The organism is Flaviaestuariibacter terrae, from assembly GCF_054777635.1.
In genome coordinates this window covers 832,706-847,625 of sequence record NZ_BAAHAL010000006.1, presented here as the reverse complement: position 1 = coordinate 847,625, position 14,920 = coordinate 832,706, and the positions used below count along the sequence as shown (strand labels likewise).

Here is a 14,920-nt window from a genome sequence, read left to right as displayed (position 1 = left end):
GGAAACCGGCAAACTGTACGGGCGCTGCTCCCTGCCGCCCCGGTATTTTTGCGCAAAAGGAACCCATGGCCCTCACCGATCCCGCCGGCACCGTCACGCTTGTCGACTACAGCCCTGCTTATGCGGCCGCGTTCCGCGCCCTCAATGAGGCCTGGATCAGCACTTATTTCCGGATGGAGGAAGCGGATCACAAGGCATTGGAACATCCGGAAGAGAAGATCCTTGACCCGGGTGGCGCCATCGTGGTTGCGCTGCTGGATGGCGAGCCCGTAGGCGTTTGCGCGCTTATCCGTCACGCCGACGGAAGCTGGGAGCTCGCGAAGATGGCGGTGTCGCCAGAGGCGCAGGGCCACGGCATCGGCTTCCTGCTCGGGCTGCGGATTCTTGACATCGCCCGGGCACGTGGCGCACGCTCCGTTTTCCTGGAAAGCAACACGATCCTGAAGCCCGCCATGGCGCTTTACCCGAAGCTGGGTTTTCGCGAAGTGCCGCACCTGCCTTCGCCTTACCAGCGAAGCAACATCCGGATGGAAGTGTCACTCGCTCCGGCGTCAGAATAAGGCCCGGAGGCTCGCGCGGCCAATGTGCACCGTGTTGGAGCTGCCCGCCTGGCGTCCTTCATACTGCAGGTTTACCTCGATGTTTTTCAGGAGCCGCTTGCTGAAGTCGAGCGACCACAGGTAGTTGCGCCCCGGCAGCAGGCCTTCGAGCATGATATAGCTCACCGTAGTATTCGGCGCAAAGGGATAATCAATGCTGCTGAACGTAAAGCGGCTGCCGATCGACGCATTTTGGAGGATGCTGTATTTCGACTCGAGGTTCAGCGAATGAGCGGTCGATCCCTCATCGCCAAAGAGCGGGTCGTTATTGCGCACATCAAACTTATAGCCGGCCTGTACCCGGAGCGTGCTGCCATGCAGGTACACCAGTTGCGGCTCGGCGCTCCGGCTGCTGATGGAATAATTGCGGTTGTTGAAGCTCGGGGTAAAGAGGCTGTTGCGCCCCGTGCGCGTGTTGAGGTTCACGGTAAACGACGAGCTCAGGTTCCAGCGCAGCTTCAGCAGCCAGTCGTTGAGGCGCCGGCTTTCGTAGCCATAGGTCAGTAGCGACTTCCCGCTGTTTTGCAGGTTGCTCAGGTCGATGCCCCATTTGGACGAATAGCGGTTAAAGGAAATGGTGTTGTTCAGCGCGGTGCTCGCCGTGATGAGTGCCGTGTCTTCAAGGTTGTACTTGAAGGGATTGAAGTCCACGTCACCCTTCGCGATGCCCTTCTTGGTTTTTTGCAGGGCCGTTTGCCAGGTAAAGCGCTTGATAAAGCGTCCGCGGTTGCTGCCCTCGAACAGGTTGCGTGGCGCGAACTGCAGCGAGTAGTTGAGTGTGGTGTAATTGGCCTTCGTAAAGTCATTGGTCGGGATGAAGATCCGGATCCACTTGGCCTGGTCGGCAAACTGGGCGATCTCGAACTCGTTGAGCTGCTGGATGCCGTCGCCGTTGTAATCGTTCCAGGCGTATTCGCCTTTGCCCGGCGGCACCTCGTAGTAGGTTATGTCGCGGCGCTGCTCCTGCCCCGATCCCACCTCGTAGAGCGTGCTGCCGGTAATGAACCCGCTGAATTCATTGACCTGGTACTCGAGCCGCCCGAGAAACGTGCGGTCTTTTTGCTGTTGCGACACCTTGCTGTTGTATACATCGAGCTGGCGGTAGGTGGCGCTCAGGATAACCTGGTGGTGCTGGTTGGCGAGCAGCTCGGCACCGAAGCTCGTGTTGTAGCTGCGGTCGCCGCGTACCAATGTCTTCTCAAACGGGTACTTATCCGATCGCGTATAGAAGGTCAGCGAATAGCGGTTGCGGCGGGCCTCGTCGGTCTTCAGGTACGCCGTCCATTGATCGAAGGAAAAGCTGCCGGCTGTGACCGTGTCGAGCAGCTTGTTGCGCACCTCGTTTTGCTCGAGGCTGTAGCGCACACCCAGCTTCAGGTTGTGCAGCGATGCCAGCGTGCGGCTCATGTCGATCACGGGGCGCAGGAACCGTCCCCTGTCGTTGCTGTTGCGGAACGTAGTTACCGAGAGCTGGTTGGCAAAGGTCCAGCCGCCAAGCACGAAGCTATGCTGCAGGATCTGCTGCAGTCCCTGGTAGTCCGTATTTCTACGGTACGACATCAGCTGGTAGCTGAAGCTGTGGTGGCGGTTGTCCTGCAGCTGCGCCGACATGCGCGCGATGGTCTCATCGGCGGGCACGGCCACCTGTTCCAGCGGCAGGCCCCACTCGCGCGTGAACTCGACGTAGCGGAGCCGCTCCAGCGGGCGGAATTGCTTCTGCTCGTGCTCGAAATCGAGCGTGGTCGTGAGCTCGAGCGCGCGGCTGGTAGCAAGCCGGGTACTGTTCGTGAACTGGAGGCGTCCCGCGAAGCCTTTGTCATCGGCCGCATCGCGCTTCGAAAAAGTGTTGAAGCTGTAGTTGCTCATCGCCAGCTCCGTATGCAGCGCGTTGCGGGCATCGAATGTATAATCGGCCGCCATGCTCAGCACCTGCTGCCGCTTCGGCGTTACGAGCTTCACAACCGGCTCAAAGCTGCCTTGCCGTAACCCGTTGACGGGCGCTACGTATTGGTACACCTTGCCGTTGGCGCCGTTAAACTGCGGGATATAATTGCCGCGGCCCGCGCCGACCTCCGTAAAGGATAGGGCGTAGCGCGCCAGCGACGAGTCGGTGGAATACCGGTAAAAGGAATCCAGCGCCGGGCCGCCCGTCACGTATACTTTTTCATACATGATGCGGTTTTTCGAGAACGTATCGAATTGCGCGCTGGGGTAAAAGGCCTGGTCGATGCTGTCGCCGATGGAGGCGAGAAAGCGGCGCTGCGGCTCGTCGAGTGTTTGGTTAATGGACGAGTTGCGCGCGTCGGCATTCTGGAAGACCCCGATCTTCAGCGACAGCTTCGGCCCGAGGTCGAGCGTCTGGTATGCATAAAGATTCGAGTTGAGAAAGTTGCGGTCGGCATACTCAAACTCCACCTGTATCCGCGAGTCTTTCGAGATGAGGTGCCTGGGCGTGAACGACACTTCGGCCGTGTTGTAATTGATCACGTAGTCCTGGTCTTCACCCCGCTGCAGCAGCACGCCGTCGAGAAATACCCGCTCCGAGTTGGCGAGCACGATAAAGAAGTATTCGTTGTTGGCGCCACGCAACCTGTAGGGGCCCTGGTTGCCTTCCAGCTGCAGGTCGGGACGCGACGTGGCGTCGATGATGTTCCGGAAAAACTTGCCCTTCGCGATGGAGCCGCTTACGAGCGTGCTTCCCTTGCTCCCGCGGCCGATGCCATAGTTGGTCTGGAACGTAACGCCCTGCAGCCGCTTGTAAAAGTTGAGGAAATACAGGTTGTTCTGCCGCAGGTCGATGTCGCCGAGATTGAGCTTCCAGTTCTTCTTGCTGAACTGCAGGAACACCTGGTCAAATTCGTTGAGTTGCTGCGTGGTTCCGTCGGGCTGAATGGGAATGTTATTGTCGGTGATGGCGGCGGCGATCTCGATCGAGTCGGCGAGCATTCCGCTCAGCTGCAGGTTGAAGTTGGAGTTGACCACCGCGTCCTGCGCATTGCCAAAGGAAATGCCGCGCCCGAAAGAGCCGCTGTACTGGATGTTGCCGAAGTTGAACAGGCTGCGGTTATCGGCCTCGTGCCCGTCATTGAATTCGAAGGGCCGCAGGTACGAGAAGTTACGGATGCTGTCGTAGTTCATCCGCTGCGCTACCGACGAAAGCCGGTACGGGAAAACGCGGTAGGAAACGCGCACGCTGTCGCCGGCTGGCTTCTCTTTCCAATAAAGGATGCTCCGCACCACATCTACCCGGAATGTGCTGTCGGCGACACCCGTCACCCTTACGCTGTTGGGAACCAGGCTGAGACTGTCGAGCAGCAGCGAGTCGCCCCGCAGCGGGAGTGTCTTCAGGCGCCAGTTGGCTACAGGAAGCTGCGCCCCGGCGCCCATGGCGGCCGCCAGCAACAAAAGCAACAGGATGATCCGGGAAGGTCGGGGCAACAGGTGGGCAGTTTATGCTGCTGTAAATTTCAGGGATTTTGGCCGTTCTGCCTGAGCCTGAATTGTTAAGGAAGAAACAGGACACAGCCAGTGAGGTACCGGCCGGGTGACTTGTCGGAAGCACTCGTTGCGTCGGAGGCGGCCGGCGTTTGCCGTCCGTCGGCCATCCCGTTGCCGCCGGTTGCTTTCCCGTGGGGAACCGGTGCCGTTCCCGGGCTGCTTGTCTGCGTGCTGCCTGTCCCTGTCAGGGCGCGTAGTCGCCGATGCCGGTCAGGGCTCGAAAGTGCCGGAAAGTGACACCGGCCAGCCGGTCGCTAGGCTTTGGAAGGCCCGGCAGCAGGAAGATCAGGGGCAACGGCGCGCAAAGCGAGGCAATACTGCGTATCGGGCGCTCCGGCAGCTTTTTGTGCGTGTCGGGGAGATAGCTGTAGAGGTAGTCGACCTTTCGCGTGAGCAACAGCTCGGCGATATTGCGCTCGTCGACATTGCTGCCCAGGTAGAGCACACCCATCCCCTGCTGCCGGAGCTTGAAAAAAGCGTACAGCAGCACAAGGTCGTAGTGCTCTCCTTTCGGCAAAAAGAGCAGTGCTTTTTGTTCGGCGACGACCTGCGGCAACGATTCAATGCCGTAGATGATCTTCCGGCGGAGGGCGGTCACCGCGAAATGAACCCGGAGGCTGTTGTGCCGGTACGAAAGCAGCCCTGTCTTTTCAAGAAACGGCGCGATCACCTCGTCTATTGCAGATGCGGCCCCATGCTGGAGTACAAGCTCGTCGAGTACACGCTCGAAGGCCTCAATGTTTTCCTCCCACATCAGCACGATCAGCTCGAACAGGAAGGCGTCGTAGCGGTCCTCGTGAAGGTTCGGCGCTTCGAGCCGTGCCCGGCGCTCTTCGTCGGACAGCGTTACGATCTTCGAAATCCGCCAGCCCTGGCGGTAGAGTAAGACGGCCTGGAAAAAGCGGCGCGCCTCGGCAGCGCCGTAATACCGGAGGTTCTGGAGGTTGCGCTCGGGTCTTGGAAACCCGTGGCGGATCTCCCAGATCCGGATCGTATGGGCTTTCACTCCCGATAGCTGCTCGAGCTCACTGATCGTAAATTTCTTCATAGGATAACCTGGCGCAACTGCCCGCCGGTATACATACCCTATGGGATCCCTGTTTGGTTCTAAACACGTTGTGAAAAAGCCCGGGAATTCGTTCCGCCGAGATCGCTGGCGCCTGGCCGGAAGGCGCAAAGAAAAGTCCCGCACCGGCGGGACTTTCGAATAGTAAGCTGCTATGGTTTGCAAAAAAAAACGTTTGCCCTGAAAGCCCGGCGGCAGGCGGGACTGATACTTATTTTTCTGCGGAGAGACCGGCCAGGAGGTACTCCTTGTGCATCATCGAGATGTTGGTCACGGAGATCTCCTTGGGGCAAACCGCTTCACAGGCGCCGGTGAAGGTGCAGGAGCCGAAGCCTTCCTTGTCCATCTGGTCGACCATGCTGAGGGCGCGGAGCTTGCGCTCGGGGCCGCCCTGGGGCAGCAGTGCGAGGTGGGCGATCTTGGCCGCGGTGAACAGCGATGCCGAAGCGTTCTTGCAAGCCGCTACACAGGCGCCGCAACCGATACAGGCCGCAGCCGCGAAGGAAGCGTCCGCTTTATCTTTCTCGATGGGCAGTGCGTTACCGTCCTGCGCGTTGCCGGTGTTTACCGAAACGAAGCCGCCGGCCTGCACGATGCGGTCAAATGCCGTGCGGTCGACCGCCAGGTCCTTGATCACGGGGAAGGCGTTGGCGCGCCAGGGCTCCACTACGATAGTGTCGCCGTTCTTGAAGGCGCGCATGTGCAGCTGGCAGGTGGTGGTGGCATGCCAGGGGCCGTGCGGGCGGCCGTTGATGTGCATCGAGCACATTCCGCAGATACCCTCGCGGCAGTCGTGGTCGAAAGCGATGGGGTCTTTACCGGTTTCGATAAGACGCTCGTTGAGCACGTCGAACATTTCGAGGAACGACATTTCCGAAGAGATGTCGGCGACCTCGTAGGTTTCGAAGCGGCCAGCGGTATTATTGTTTTCCTGACGCCATACCTTGAGGGTCAGGTTCATCATGTAGTGTTCCATTCTTCTCGGTTTAAAGAACGCGTGGTGGTTTATTTGTAGCTGCGCGCGCTCGGCTTCACAACGTCGTAGCGCAGATCTTCTTTATTGAGTTCCCATTCGTGCTCGCCTTTCAGCTGCCAGGCGGCTACGTACATGAACTTATCGTCCTGGCGCAGGGCCTCACCTTCCTCCGTCTGGAATTCCTCGCGGAAGTGGCCGCCGCAGCTTTCCTCGCGGTGCAGGGCGTCGATGCACATCAGCTCGCCCAGCTCGATGAAGTCGGCCACACGGCCGGCCTTATCCAGCTCCGGGTTGAACTCGTTGATCTTGCCGGGGATGCGGATATCGCTCCAGAATTCTTTTTTCAGCGCGCGGATCTCCTCGATGGCTTCCCGCAGGCCCTGGGCGTTGCGGGCCATGCCGCACTTGTCCCACATGATCTTGCCGAGGCGCTTGTGCATGCTCTCGACAGTCTTGCTGCCCTTGATGCTCATAAGCTGCTCGATGCGGCCACGCACTTCCTTCTCCGCTTCCTCGAAGGCCGGGTGGCTGGTGGGGATGGCGTTGACGCGGATCTCGTCGGCGAGGTAGTTGCCGATGGTATAGGGGATCACGAAGTAGCCGTCGGCGAGGCCCTGCATCAGCGCGGAAGCGCCGAGGCGGTTGGCGCCGTGGTCGGAGAAGTTGGCTTCGCCGAGGGCATAGAGGCCGGGGATCGTGGTCATCAGCTCGTAGTCGACCCAGAGGCCGCCCATCGTGTAGTGCACCGCGGGATAGATCCGCATCGGCACTTCGTAGGGGTTCTCGCCGGTGATCTTCTCGTACATGTCGAAGAGGTTGCCGTACTTTTCCTTCACCACTTCTTTACCAAGCTTGGTGATGGTTGCCGCATCGGCATTCGTGAGGCTTTGCTTCGACGCTTCGATCTTGCCGTAGCGCTGGATGGCGTCGGCGTAATCGAGGTATACGGCCTGCTTGGAGGAGCCTACGCCATAGCCGGCATCGCAGCGCTCTTTGGCGGCACGGGAGGCCACGTCGCGGGGCACGAGGTTGCCGAAGGCCGGGTAGCGGCGCTCCAGGTAGTAGTCGCGCTCTTCCTCGGGAATTTCGGAGGGCTTGCGGTGATCTCCTTTGGCTTTGGGTACCCAGATGCGGCCGTCGTTGCGCAGCGACTCCGACATAAGCGTCAGCTTCGACTGGTGATCGCCGGTTACGGGGATACAGGTCGGGTGGATCTGCGTGAAGCAGGGGTTGCCGAACGCAGCACCGCGCTTGTGGGCTTTCCAGGCCGCTGTGACGTTCGAGCCCATGGCGTTTGTGGAGAGGTAGAATACGTTGCCGTAGCCACCGCTGCACAGCAGCACGGCGTGGCCGAAGTGGCGCTCGAGCTCACCGCTCACGAGGTCGCGGGCGATGATGCCGCGGGCCTTGCCATCGATCATCACCACCTCGAGCATTTCGTGGCGGGTGTACATCTTGACATTACCAAGGGCTACCTGGCGCTCGAGGGCCTGGTAGGCGCCGATGAGGAGCTGCTGGCCGGTCTGGCCGGCGGCGTAGAAGGTACGCTGCACCTGCGTGCCGCCGAAGGAGCGGTTCGACAGGAGGCCGCCGTACTCACGCGCAAAGGGAACGCCCTGTGCCACGCACTGGTCGATGATGTTGCGGCTGACGTCGGCAAGACGGTATACGTTGGCTTCGCGGGAGCGGTAGTCGCCACCCTTGATGGTATCGTAAAAAAGGCGGAATACGGAGTCGCCGTCGTTCTGGTAATTCTTGGCGGCGTTGATGCCACCCTGGGCCGCGATGGAGTGCGCGCGGCGCGGCGAGTCCTGGAAGCAAAAGGCTTTCACCTTGTAGCCCAGCTCGCCCAGCGAGGCGGCAGCGGAGGCGCCGGCAAGACCGGTACCGATCACGATGATCTCCAGCTTGCGCTTGTTGGCCGGGTTGACCAGCTTTACATGGCTTTTATAATCTTCCCATTTCTTCTCGAGGGATCCGGCTGGGATTTTTGCGTCGAGCATAGGTCGTCTTTTCGGGTTTGAGTTTTCGTTCTACTACTAGTTAGTACAGCTTTCTCGGTACTTTGTTCACTACGCTTAGTTATAAGGGCTCACCCACTGGAAATACATGCTGATGGGCATCAGCGCAAACAGCACCGTTACGATGACGGTAAAGCCATAGCCCAGGCTGCGGAGCAGGGCGAGGTATTTCTTGTTGTGCACGCCGAGCGAGCGGAAGGCGCTGTGAAAGCCGTGAAACAGGTGGAAGGCCAGCGCCGCGACGCCAACGAGGTACAGGATCACCACCCACTCGTGCTGGAACACTTCGTACATGCGTCCGAAGAGATCGTGCACAGGAACCGGGTGGCCGTCGTAGCTGATCTCCTCCAGGCCGGTGATGCGCGACGGAACCCAGAACTGGGCGACGTGGATCACGAGGTAGATGAAGATGAGTGTGCCGAGGATGGCCATGCTGCGGCTGTACCACTTCGAGCCGCGGTTGCCAAGAGCCACAGTGTAGCCCTGCTTGCGGCGTGAGCGGTTCTTCGCCTCGATAGCATAGCCCTGCACGATATGCAGGATGATGCCGGCAAACAGACCGACCTCGAGAATGCGGATGATCAGCGAGTTGCCCATGAAGAAGGCCGCACGGTTGAACATCGAGCCGTTGTCGTTTTCATTGAACCATTTGAGGTCATTGAAGATGCAGGAATTGAGGCCGACGTGGATGGCGAGAAAGGAAATCAGGAAAAGACCTGTCAGCGCCATGACGAATTTCCTACCTACAGCAGACGTGAAGAAGTGGGACCATTTCATAATCAGTCGGAGGGGGATTGAAAATTTGCGCGAAGGTACGAGCCGATTGGCAAAAAAGCGTCTTGATCAACAAAATACGAACGGGCCTGAATGTGTACAATGCACACAAAGAAGCGCTGCGGATGATGGCTTCTTCGACCGGTTTCCGACTCCATCGCCGGCTCACAGCGCCAGGCGCCGCTCGAGCTCGTCGTCGATTTTCTTGAACAGGTGAAACGGCTTGTAGGTGCGCCAGTTGGACAGCTCCATCAGCTCCACGTAGTAGTTGATCTTCGCCTTGCGGAAATCATGCTGCGTGGCCTCGGGCATGTTGAGGCAAACGATCCAGCCACTCTCGTCGCTTACTTCCTCGTGCCACTCTTCGTAATAGTCGCGGTCGCCGCTATGGAAGTTGAGCACGTTCTCGGCGATCAGGATAAACTTGTAGATCCCCTCCCCTTCAAACTTGTCGATGACGTCGCGCTTGAGGGTCATGATATCGTTTTCGATGGCATCGTTCCACTCGCCGAGCAACTCCAGCACGATATAGCCTTCCTCGTAGTCGGCCTGCAGCACTTTCACATAAAGCGTGCGGCTGCCGAACTCATCCCACTGCGGGTGGATGTAGTAATTGTAAACGGTCTGGCTGAACTCGAATTCAGAGTACTGCCGTTGAAAGAACGGGGAGCGCTCGTCTTCCTCGCTCACATAGATGTGGCGCCAGTTGTAAAAAGGTTCGATATCGTGCATTCGTCAATCTGCTGGTCTGCTAATGTGCTGGTCTGCTAATGAGCTGAAAGAATACGCAAAGTTCTGAAAATGGACGATAGCGAAATAAGGCTGCCGTTCTTATTAACGTTTGGTTTTCTTTCCTTAGCAGACCGGCAGACCGGCACATTGACCAATTACATTTTCATGCCAGTTCGCTGTGAAACTGCACGAGCCCATCCATCGGCTTTTGCAGGATGGTTCCGAGCTCGAACTCGTAGGATTGGCACAACTCCTGGATCTTATCGCGGAAGCCCCAGGCCACCGAGCCCACGAAGCCAACGGGGTATTTCCAGACCTCGGGGATCTTGCACAGGTGCTGGAAGAAGAAGTCGTTGAGGCCGTCTTCAATGATGTTCTCGATCATGTAGTGCCCGCGGTTCTCGGCAAGGAACATCGTAAAGCCCGCCAGGTAGCGGTTCGGGAATGGCTGCTTGTATACACGGTCAAGGATCTCCATGGGAGTCGTAACAAAGCGCGCATCGAAGAGCGCGCGGAGCTCCTCGTCGAAGGTGTTATAGAGATAATACTGGAGCACCTTGCGTCCGAGGTAGGCGCCGCTGCCTTCGTCGCCGAGCACGTAGCCGAGGCCCGGGCTGTTGCGCTGCACCGTGCGGCCGTTGTAGTAGCAGCAGTTGGCGCCGGTGCCCAGGATGCAGGCGAGGCCTTTCTCGTGGCCGCAAAGGGCGCGCGCCGCGGCGAGGAGGTCGGTGGCCACATCCGTCTTGGCGTCGGGGAACACGCGGCGCAGGGCTTTTTTGACACTGCGCGCATTTTCAGGATTGGCGCAGCCCGTTCCGTAATAAAAGATCCGCTCCACCGTTATTCCCTTGAGTTTTTTCAGCAGCTCCCCCTCGAGCACCTCCACGATCCCGTCGCTGTCGAGGAAATAGGGGCTGATCCCCTGCGTAACGATGGTCTTGCCGCGGCCCTGCCGCAACAGGCGCCATTCGGCTTTGGTTGCGCCGCTATCGGCGATAAGGGTGGTAAGCATGGCTGAAAGCGCTTAATTTTGCGACAATTTACAATCGTAACCGCTTCCTATGAGGAACAAAAAACTGCAGGTCTGGCTCCCGCTTCTCTTTTCGCTCGTCATGATCGCGGGAATGTTTTTCGGTTTCCGCCTGCACCAGCAAACCGGCGACAGCAAAGGCTTCTTCGCCCGTGAAGGCCGCAGCTCGCTGCAGGAGGCGATCGACCTGATCCGCAACAAGTATGTCGACAAGGTCCGGATCGACTCCCTCCAGGACAATGCCATGGAAGGGCTGATGAACCAGCTCGACCCGCACTCGGTCTATATTCCGAACCGCGAGGTGGCCGAAGCCAACGAAGACCTCGTCGGTAACTTTGACGGGATCGGCGTCGAGTTCAATATTTTCTCCGACACGGTCAATGTGCTTTACGTGGTGCCTGATGGCCCTGCCGATAAGGCCGGCCTCCACATCGGCGATCGCATCACGCGGGTGGACGACTCCAACATCGTCAGCAAGACCCTGCCGAGCGACAGCATCCGGCGCATGATCCGGGGCAAAGGCGGCAGCAAGGTTAAGCTGACCATCTTCCGCAACGGCACCATCCAGTATTTCTACGTCACAAGGGGCAGCATTCCCCTCCCCTCGCTCGACGCTGCCTACATGCTCGACGCGGGCACCGGCTATATCCGCATCAACAAGTTTTCCGAAACGACCTACCGCGAGTTCATGCGCGCCATGGAAGACCTCCAGGCCAAGGGCATGAAGTCGCTCGTGTTCGACCTGCGCGGCAACGGCGGCGGGCTGGTAAACCAGGCCGTGAACATTGCTGATGAATTCCTCCCCGGCGACGACCTTATTGTGTATACGCAGGGTACCAACTCCGAGCGCCACGACTACCGCGCTTCGAAGGAAGGCGTATTTGAAAAAGGCAAGCTCGTGGTGCTGGTCGACGAGCTGACGGCATCGGCCTCGGAGATCGTTGCGGGCGCCCTCCAGGACCTTGACCGCGCTACTATCGTCGGGCGCCGCTCCTTCGGCAAAGGCCTTGTGCAGGAGCAGTACCCGCTGAGCGACGGCTCGGCCATACGTTTAACGGTAGCACGTTATTATACGCCCCTGGGCCGGAGCATCCAGCGTCCCTACGACAAGGGCAAGAAGATCTATATGGAGGAAGTGCTGGAGCGCTACCACAACGGCGAGGTCATCCGACCCGATTCGGTGTATCATGCCACCGGGAAGCCGTTCAAAACAAAGGGCGGCCGCACAGTTTACGGCGGCGGCGGCATCATGCCCGATGTGTATGTTCCTGTCGATACAAGCTCGCTGACGCAGAACATCACCAAGCTGTACCTCGACGGCCGTTTCAACAATTACGTTTACCTTTTCTACATGGACCACCTTGCGGAAGTGAACGCGTTCAAAACGCCTGCCGAGTTCGGCCGCGGCTTTGTGGATACGGATAAAGCCTGGACGGGTCTTGTAGATTTTGCCGCGAAAGACAGCGTCAACCTGCACAACATTCCCGCGCGCGAAAAGAGCGAGGTGCAAAAACGGATGCGCGCCTACCTCGCCCGTCTTCGCTGGCGCACACAGGGCTTCTACGAGGTCTACAACAGCGACGATCCCGTCGTGCTCCGCGCCATGCAGCTGCTGCACCAGTAGGTCCGGGAGCCGGCAAAGAAATCAGCCAGCCTATCAAAAGTCAACGCATAAAAAGGCAGCCCCTGGGGCTGCCTTTTTTTACCGATTACCGATTACCGCCTTCAACGAAACAGGTCCGGGTTCTTGTCCATTGCCCGCTTCTCGATGCTGTAGGAGCCGATCATACCGGCGCCGCCGCCCAGGGCGATCAGGGCAAAATAGAGCGGCTCCATTTCGCCGCGGTGCGCCGTAAACGTATCGATGAGGTACGCGATGAGGAGCCCGAGGCCGCCCCCGATCAGGATCATTCCCAGCTTCAGGCTGTTGTACGGGCGCGGAGAGCGCGGGTCTTTGCCTTTTTCGAGGATCGCGAGGTTTTCGCGGGTGCGGAGGTAATAGATGCCGAAGATCATCGCAGTGGTGCTCAGGAAGAGCGTGATCGGAACGAGGTTATGGTCCATGGTTGCTGTTTTTTTCTTGATGGATGTTATTTACCCATCTTCTGACGCCGTCCGAAAGATACGGGTTACAGGCAAAGCCAAAACTATTCGCAGGCCGCACCGGAACCATGCGTCGAGCCCTCTACGCGGTACTGCAGCAGCGACTCCCCGTTACAGCACAACTGCAGCCAGCGGTCGCCGGGCCGCGCCACGTACCGGTATTCAAGCACCTGTGCCGGGAAGACGGTCAGCGGCTCCAGCCGGACAAGGCCCTGCAGCAAGGCGGGCGGCGCCTCGTCGGGCCCGAGTGCGCGCGCGTAGCCGGCCGGGTCGAGGGGATCACGGAGCTCCACCCGCAGGCGCAGCGTATCACCGGGCGTCACCCGCAGTAGTCCCCGGCCCGGAAGCACCGAAATCACCCGGAATTTCTGGGCGGCGGGGCCGCGGAAAGGTCCGTAGCGGAATTCCTGCAGGGGCTCAAAATCGGGCAGCAGGGCCCATTGCGGGTCTTCGGGGAAATGGTTGCGGGCGAAGGCTGCCGGCGGCGTGAGGTAATAAAACTCATCGAGCGACGGGGTGAACTCGTCGCTCCCGCTGCGCACATAGCCGGCGGCCCAGGTGGCGTCGAGCAGCTGCCAGGACGAGTCGAGCCACACGGCATTCCAGGAGTGGTTACTGCTGAAGCTCCGGTCGGCGGGGTCCGAGTCGTTGCGGACGAAGCCGCGAACCAGCACGGAGCGAATGCCGGAATAGCGGCAAAGCGTATTGAACAGGCGGGCATAGCCTTCGCAAACCGCCTCGCGGCTCCTCAGCACGCTGTAGGCGGCGCGTTCATCGGCCGGCCGCCCATCGTAGGCCGTATCGCTGTCGGGATTCCAGCGGGCGCCGTGCCGCGCTGACTTGCCGCGTAGCTGGTACCGGATGTTGGCCGTGATCCAGCGGAAGATGGCCCGCACCTTGTCGCGGTCCTCGCTGAAATCCTTCGTCAGCACACGCGCCAGGCTATCGGGTGTTGGGGCATCCGCCGACAGTGCCACCGCATCGGGGCGGGCATACTGGGCCGCCGCGGGCAATGACCCCAAGGCAAGCATCAGGATTATGAGAGCCGGTAGACGCATGGACAGATCCTTCAAAGTTCCGCTGAATCGATCGCCGTTGAATGGGACGCAGTGCGTTTTAACGTAACAAAAAAGCCGCCCCCGGAACGGGACGGCCTATTGGAAGTGAATGGGGCTTTATCAGCGGAGGGTGGACGACCAGAAGGCTTTCATGTCGTTCCAGGAAGCCGTGTCGGCAGCGCCGTTATAGCGGATCGGCATCTTGAACTTCGCGCCCGTTGCCGTAGCCTCGGGATTGGTAAAGGCGTGGGTGGCGTTGGGATACACTTTGTCGGTATGCGCCACGCCAGCGCTGTCGAGGCGGCGGCGGAACAGCTCGTACTTTTCCATCGGTACAAAGGAGTCGGCAGCGCCATGGCAGATCAGCACCTGCCCGTTATAAACGCCTTTGGGCCACGTCGTATCGGGGTAATCCCCGTGAAAGGATACCACGCCTTTGAGCGGCGCGCCGAGGCGGGCGGCGTTGAGCACCGCGGAGCCGCCGAAGCAGTAGCCCATGGCACCGAGGCGGCTGCTGTCCACATCGGCGCGTCCACGCAGGTAACCGAGGGCCGTATTGATCCGGCTGGCGAAAAGCCGCGGGTTGCCGTAGAAAGCACCGGCCAGCGCCATTGCTTCTTTAGGGTCGGCAGCGATCTTGCCGTTGCCGTACATGTCCACAGCGATCGCGGTGTAGCCAAGACCGGCCAGCTGGCGCGCGCGCATTTTGGCGTAGCCGGTGAGGCCCCACCACTCGGGAACCACCACGATGGCTGCATGGCGGCCGCTGCCGGCGCCCGAATAAACAAAGCTGTTCAGCGTAGTGCCGGCATCGTTGAGGCTTACGGCTTCTTCCTTGATGGTTGTGTCGGCCATGGTCGTGTGGCTGTTGCTGTCGGTGGCGGTGCTGCCCGAGCTGCTGCTGTTATTGCCGCAGGCGGCAAGCAGGAGGCCGGCTAAGATCGGGGACAGGAATTGTTTGCGGAGCATAAAAGAGGTTTTGGTCGGGGTAAAAGGTTTTCGGAGCGATTTAAAGATAATTTGGGAACACATACAACGGTACAACAGCGACCGCCATCTAAAG

The 14,920-nt window shown here is 59.5% G+C and carries 12 protein-coding genes; 2 read left to right on the top strand and 10 right to left on the bottom strand.

Translation table 11 applies throughout. The features are described from left to right. The first annotated feature begins 65 nt into the window (after positions 1–65). Positions 66–560 carry a GNAT family N-acetyltransferase gene (locus ACYU7Z_RS04425; protein ID WP_460567778.1) on the top strand — a complete coding sequence of 165 codons (495 nt, stop codon included), beginning with the start codon at positions 66–68 and terminating at the stop codon, positions 558–560. Here ACYU7Z_RS04425 and ACYU7Z_RS04420 read toward each other — a convergent pair. The 7 genes from ACYU7Z_RS04420 to ACYU7Z_RS04390 form a co-directional block, all read right to left on the bottom strand. Then, on the bottom strand, positions 552–4,037 hold the full coding sequence (locus ACYU7Z_RS04420) for a hypothetical protein (RefSeq protein ID WP_460567774.1): 3,486 nt from the start codon (positions 4,035–4,037) through the stop codon (positions 552–554). The genes ACYU7Z_RS04425 and ACYU7Z_RS04420 overlap by 9 nt on opposite strands. Before the next feature lie 244 nt (positions 4,038–4,281). Further along, positions 4,282–5,145 (bottom strand): MerR family transcriptional regulator, encoded by an 864-nt coding sequence (locus ACYU7Z_RS04415; protein WP_460567772.1) that lies wholly within the window; start codon positions 5,143–5,145, stop codon positions 4,282–4,284. Between the two features lie 229 nt (positions 5,146–5,374). Further along, a complete protein-coding gene (locus tag ACYU7Z_RS04410; RefSeq protein ID WP_460567770.1) occupies positions 5,375–6,139 on the bottom strand; it encodes a succinate dehydrogenase/fumarate reductase iron-sulfur subunit in 765 nt (254 codons plus the stop codon). A 29-nt stretch (positions 6,140–6,168) separates the two neighbouring features. Then, positions 6,169–8,142, bottom strand: a complete 1,974-nt coding sequence (locus ACYU7Z_RS04405) for a fumarate reductase/succinate dehydrogenase flavoprotein subunit (RefSeq protein ID WP_460567768.1) — start codon at positions 8,140–8,142, stop codon at positions 6,169–6,171. A 75-nt stretch (positions 8,143–8,217) separates the two neighbouring features. After that, the gene (locus tag ACYU7Z_RS04400; RefSeq protein WP_460567766.1) at positions 8,218–8,937 is read right to left on the bottom strand and encodes a succinate dehydrogenase cytochrome b subunit; all 720 of its coding nucleotides are present in this window, start codon (positions 8,935–8,937) and stop codon (positions 8,218–8,220) included. A 162-nt stretch (positions 8,938–9,099) separates the two neighbouring features. After that, positions 9,100–9,666, bottom strand: coding sequence for a hypothetical protein (locus ACYU7Z_RS04395; protein WP_460567764.1), 567 nt, complete (start codon positions 9,664–9,666; stop codon positions 9,100–9,102). A gap of 163 nt (positions 9,667–9,829) precedes the next feature. Then, positions 9,830–10,678: an N-acetylglucosamine kinase gene (locus ACYU7Z_RS04390; RefSeq protein ID WP_460567762.1), complete on the bottom strand. Its 849-nt coding sequence runs from the start codon at positions 10,676–10,678 to the stop codon at positions 9,830–9,832. A 49-nt stretch (positions 10,679–10,727) separates the two neighbouring features. On the opposite strand from ACYU7Z_RS04390, the gene ACYU7Z_RS04385 reads away from it, so the two are divergent. Then, entirely contained in the window at positions 10,728–12,320 is a 1,593-nt protein-coding gene (locus tag ACYU7Z_RS04385; protein WP_460567760.1) for a S41 family peptidase, read from the top strand. A 101-nt stretch (positions 12,321–12,421) separates the two neighbouring features. On the opposite strand, the gene ACYU7Z_RS04380 is transcribed toward ACYU7Z_RS04385, so the two are convergent. From ACYU7Z_RS04380 to ACYU7Z_RS04370, 3 genes are all read right to left on the bottom strand, one after another. Further along, positions 12,422–12,760 carry a DUF6249 domain-containing protein gene (locus tag ACYU7Z_RS04380; protein WP_460567758.1) on the bottom strand — a complete coding sequence of 113 codons (339 nt, stop codon included), beginning with the start codon at positions 12,758–12,760 and terminating at the stop codon, positions 12,422–12,424. Positions 12,761–12,843: 83 nt separating this feature from the next. Next, positions 12,844–13,821, bottom strand: coding sequence for a transglutaminase domain-containing protein (locus ACYU7Z_RS04375; protein ID WP_460567756.1), 978 nt, complete (start codon positions 13,819–13,821; stop codon positions 12,844–12,846). A 156-nt stretch (positions 13,822–13,977) separates the two neighbouring features. Continuing rightward, on the bottom strand, positions 13,978–14,826 hold the full coding sequence (locus ACYU7Z_RS04370; RefSeq protein ID WP_460567754.1) for a dienelactone hydrolase family protein: 849 nt from the start codon (positions 14,824–14,826) through the stop codon (positions 13,978–13,980). Positions 14,827–14,920 lie beyond the last annotated feature (94 nt).

What these genes read in the sequence shown, in the direction of transcription:
- ACYU7Z_RS04425 (WP_460567778.1), top strand. Translation starts at nt 66, where the DNA reads ATGGCCCTCACCGATCCCGCCGGCACCGTCACGCTTGTCGACTACAGC.
- ACYU7Z_RS04415 (WP_460567772.1), bottom strand. Translation starts at nt 5,145, where the DNA reads ATGAAGAAATTTACGATCAGTGAGCTCGAGCAGCTATCGGGAGTGAAA.
- ACYU7Z_RS04410 (WP_460567770.1), bottom strand. Translation starts at nt 6,139, where the DNA reads ATGGAACACTACATGATGAACCTGACCCTCAAGGTATGGCGTCAGGAA.
- ACYU7Z_RS04405 (WP_460567768.1), bottom strand. Translation starts at nt 8,142, where the DNA reads ATGCTCGACGCAAAAATCCCAGCCGGATCCCTCGAGAAGAAATGGGAA.
- ACYU7Z_RS04400 (WP_460567766.1), bottom strand. Translation starts at nt 8,937, where the DNA reads ATGAAATGGTCCCACTTCTTCACGTCTGCTGTAGGTAGGAAATTCGTC.
- ACYU7Z_RS04395 (WP_460567764.1), bottom strand. Translation starts at nt 9,666, where the DNA reads ATGCACGATATCGAACCTTTTTACAACTGGCGCCACATCTATGTGAGC.
- ACYU7Z_RS04390 (WP_460567762.1), bottom strand. Translation starts at nt 10,678, where the DNA reads ATGCTTACCACCCTTATCGCCGATAGCGGCGCAACCAAAGCCGAATGG.
- ACYU7Z_RS04385 (WP_460567760.1), top strand. Translation starts at nt 10,728, where the DNA reads ATGAGGAACAAAAAACTGCAGGTCTGGCTCCCGCTTCTCTTTTCGCTC.
- ACYU7Z_RS04380 (WP_460567758.1), bottom strand. Translation starts at nt 12,760, where the DNA reads ATGGACCATAACCTCGTTCCGATCACGCTCTTCCTGAGCACCACTGCG.
- ACYU7Z_RS04370 (WP_460567754.1), bottom strand. Translation starts at nt 14,826, where the DNA reads ATGCTCCGCAAACAATTCCTGTCCCCGATCTTAGCCGGCCTCCTGCTT.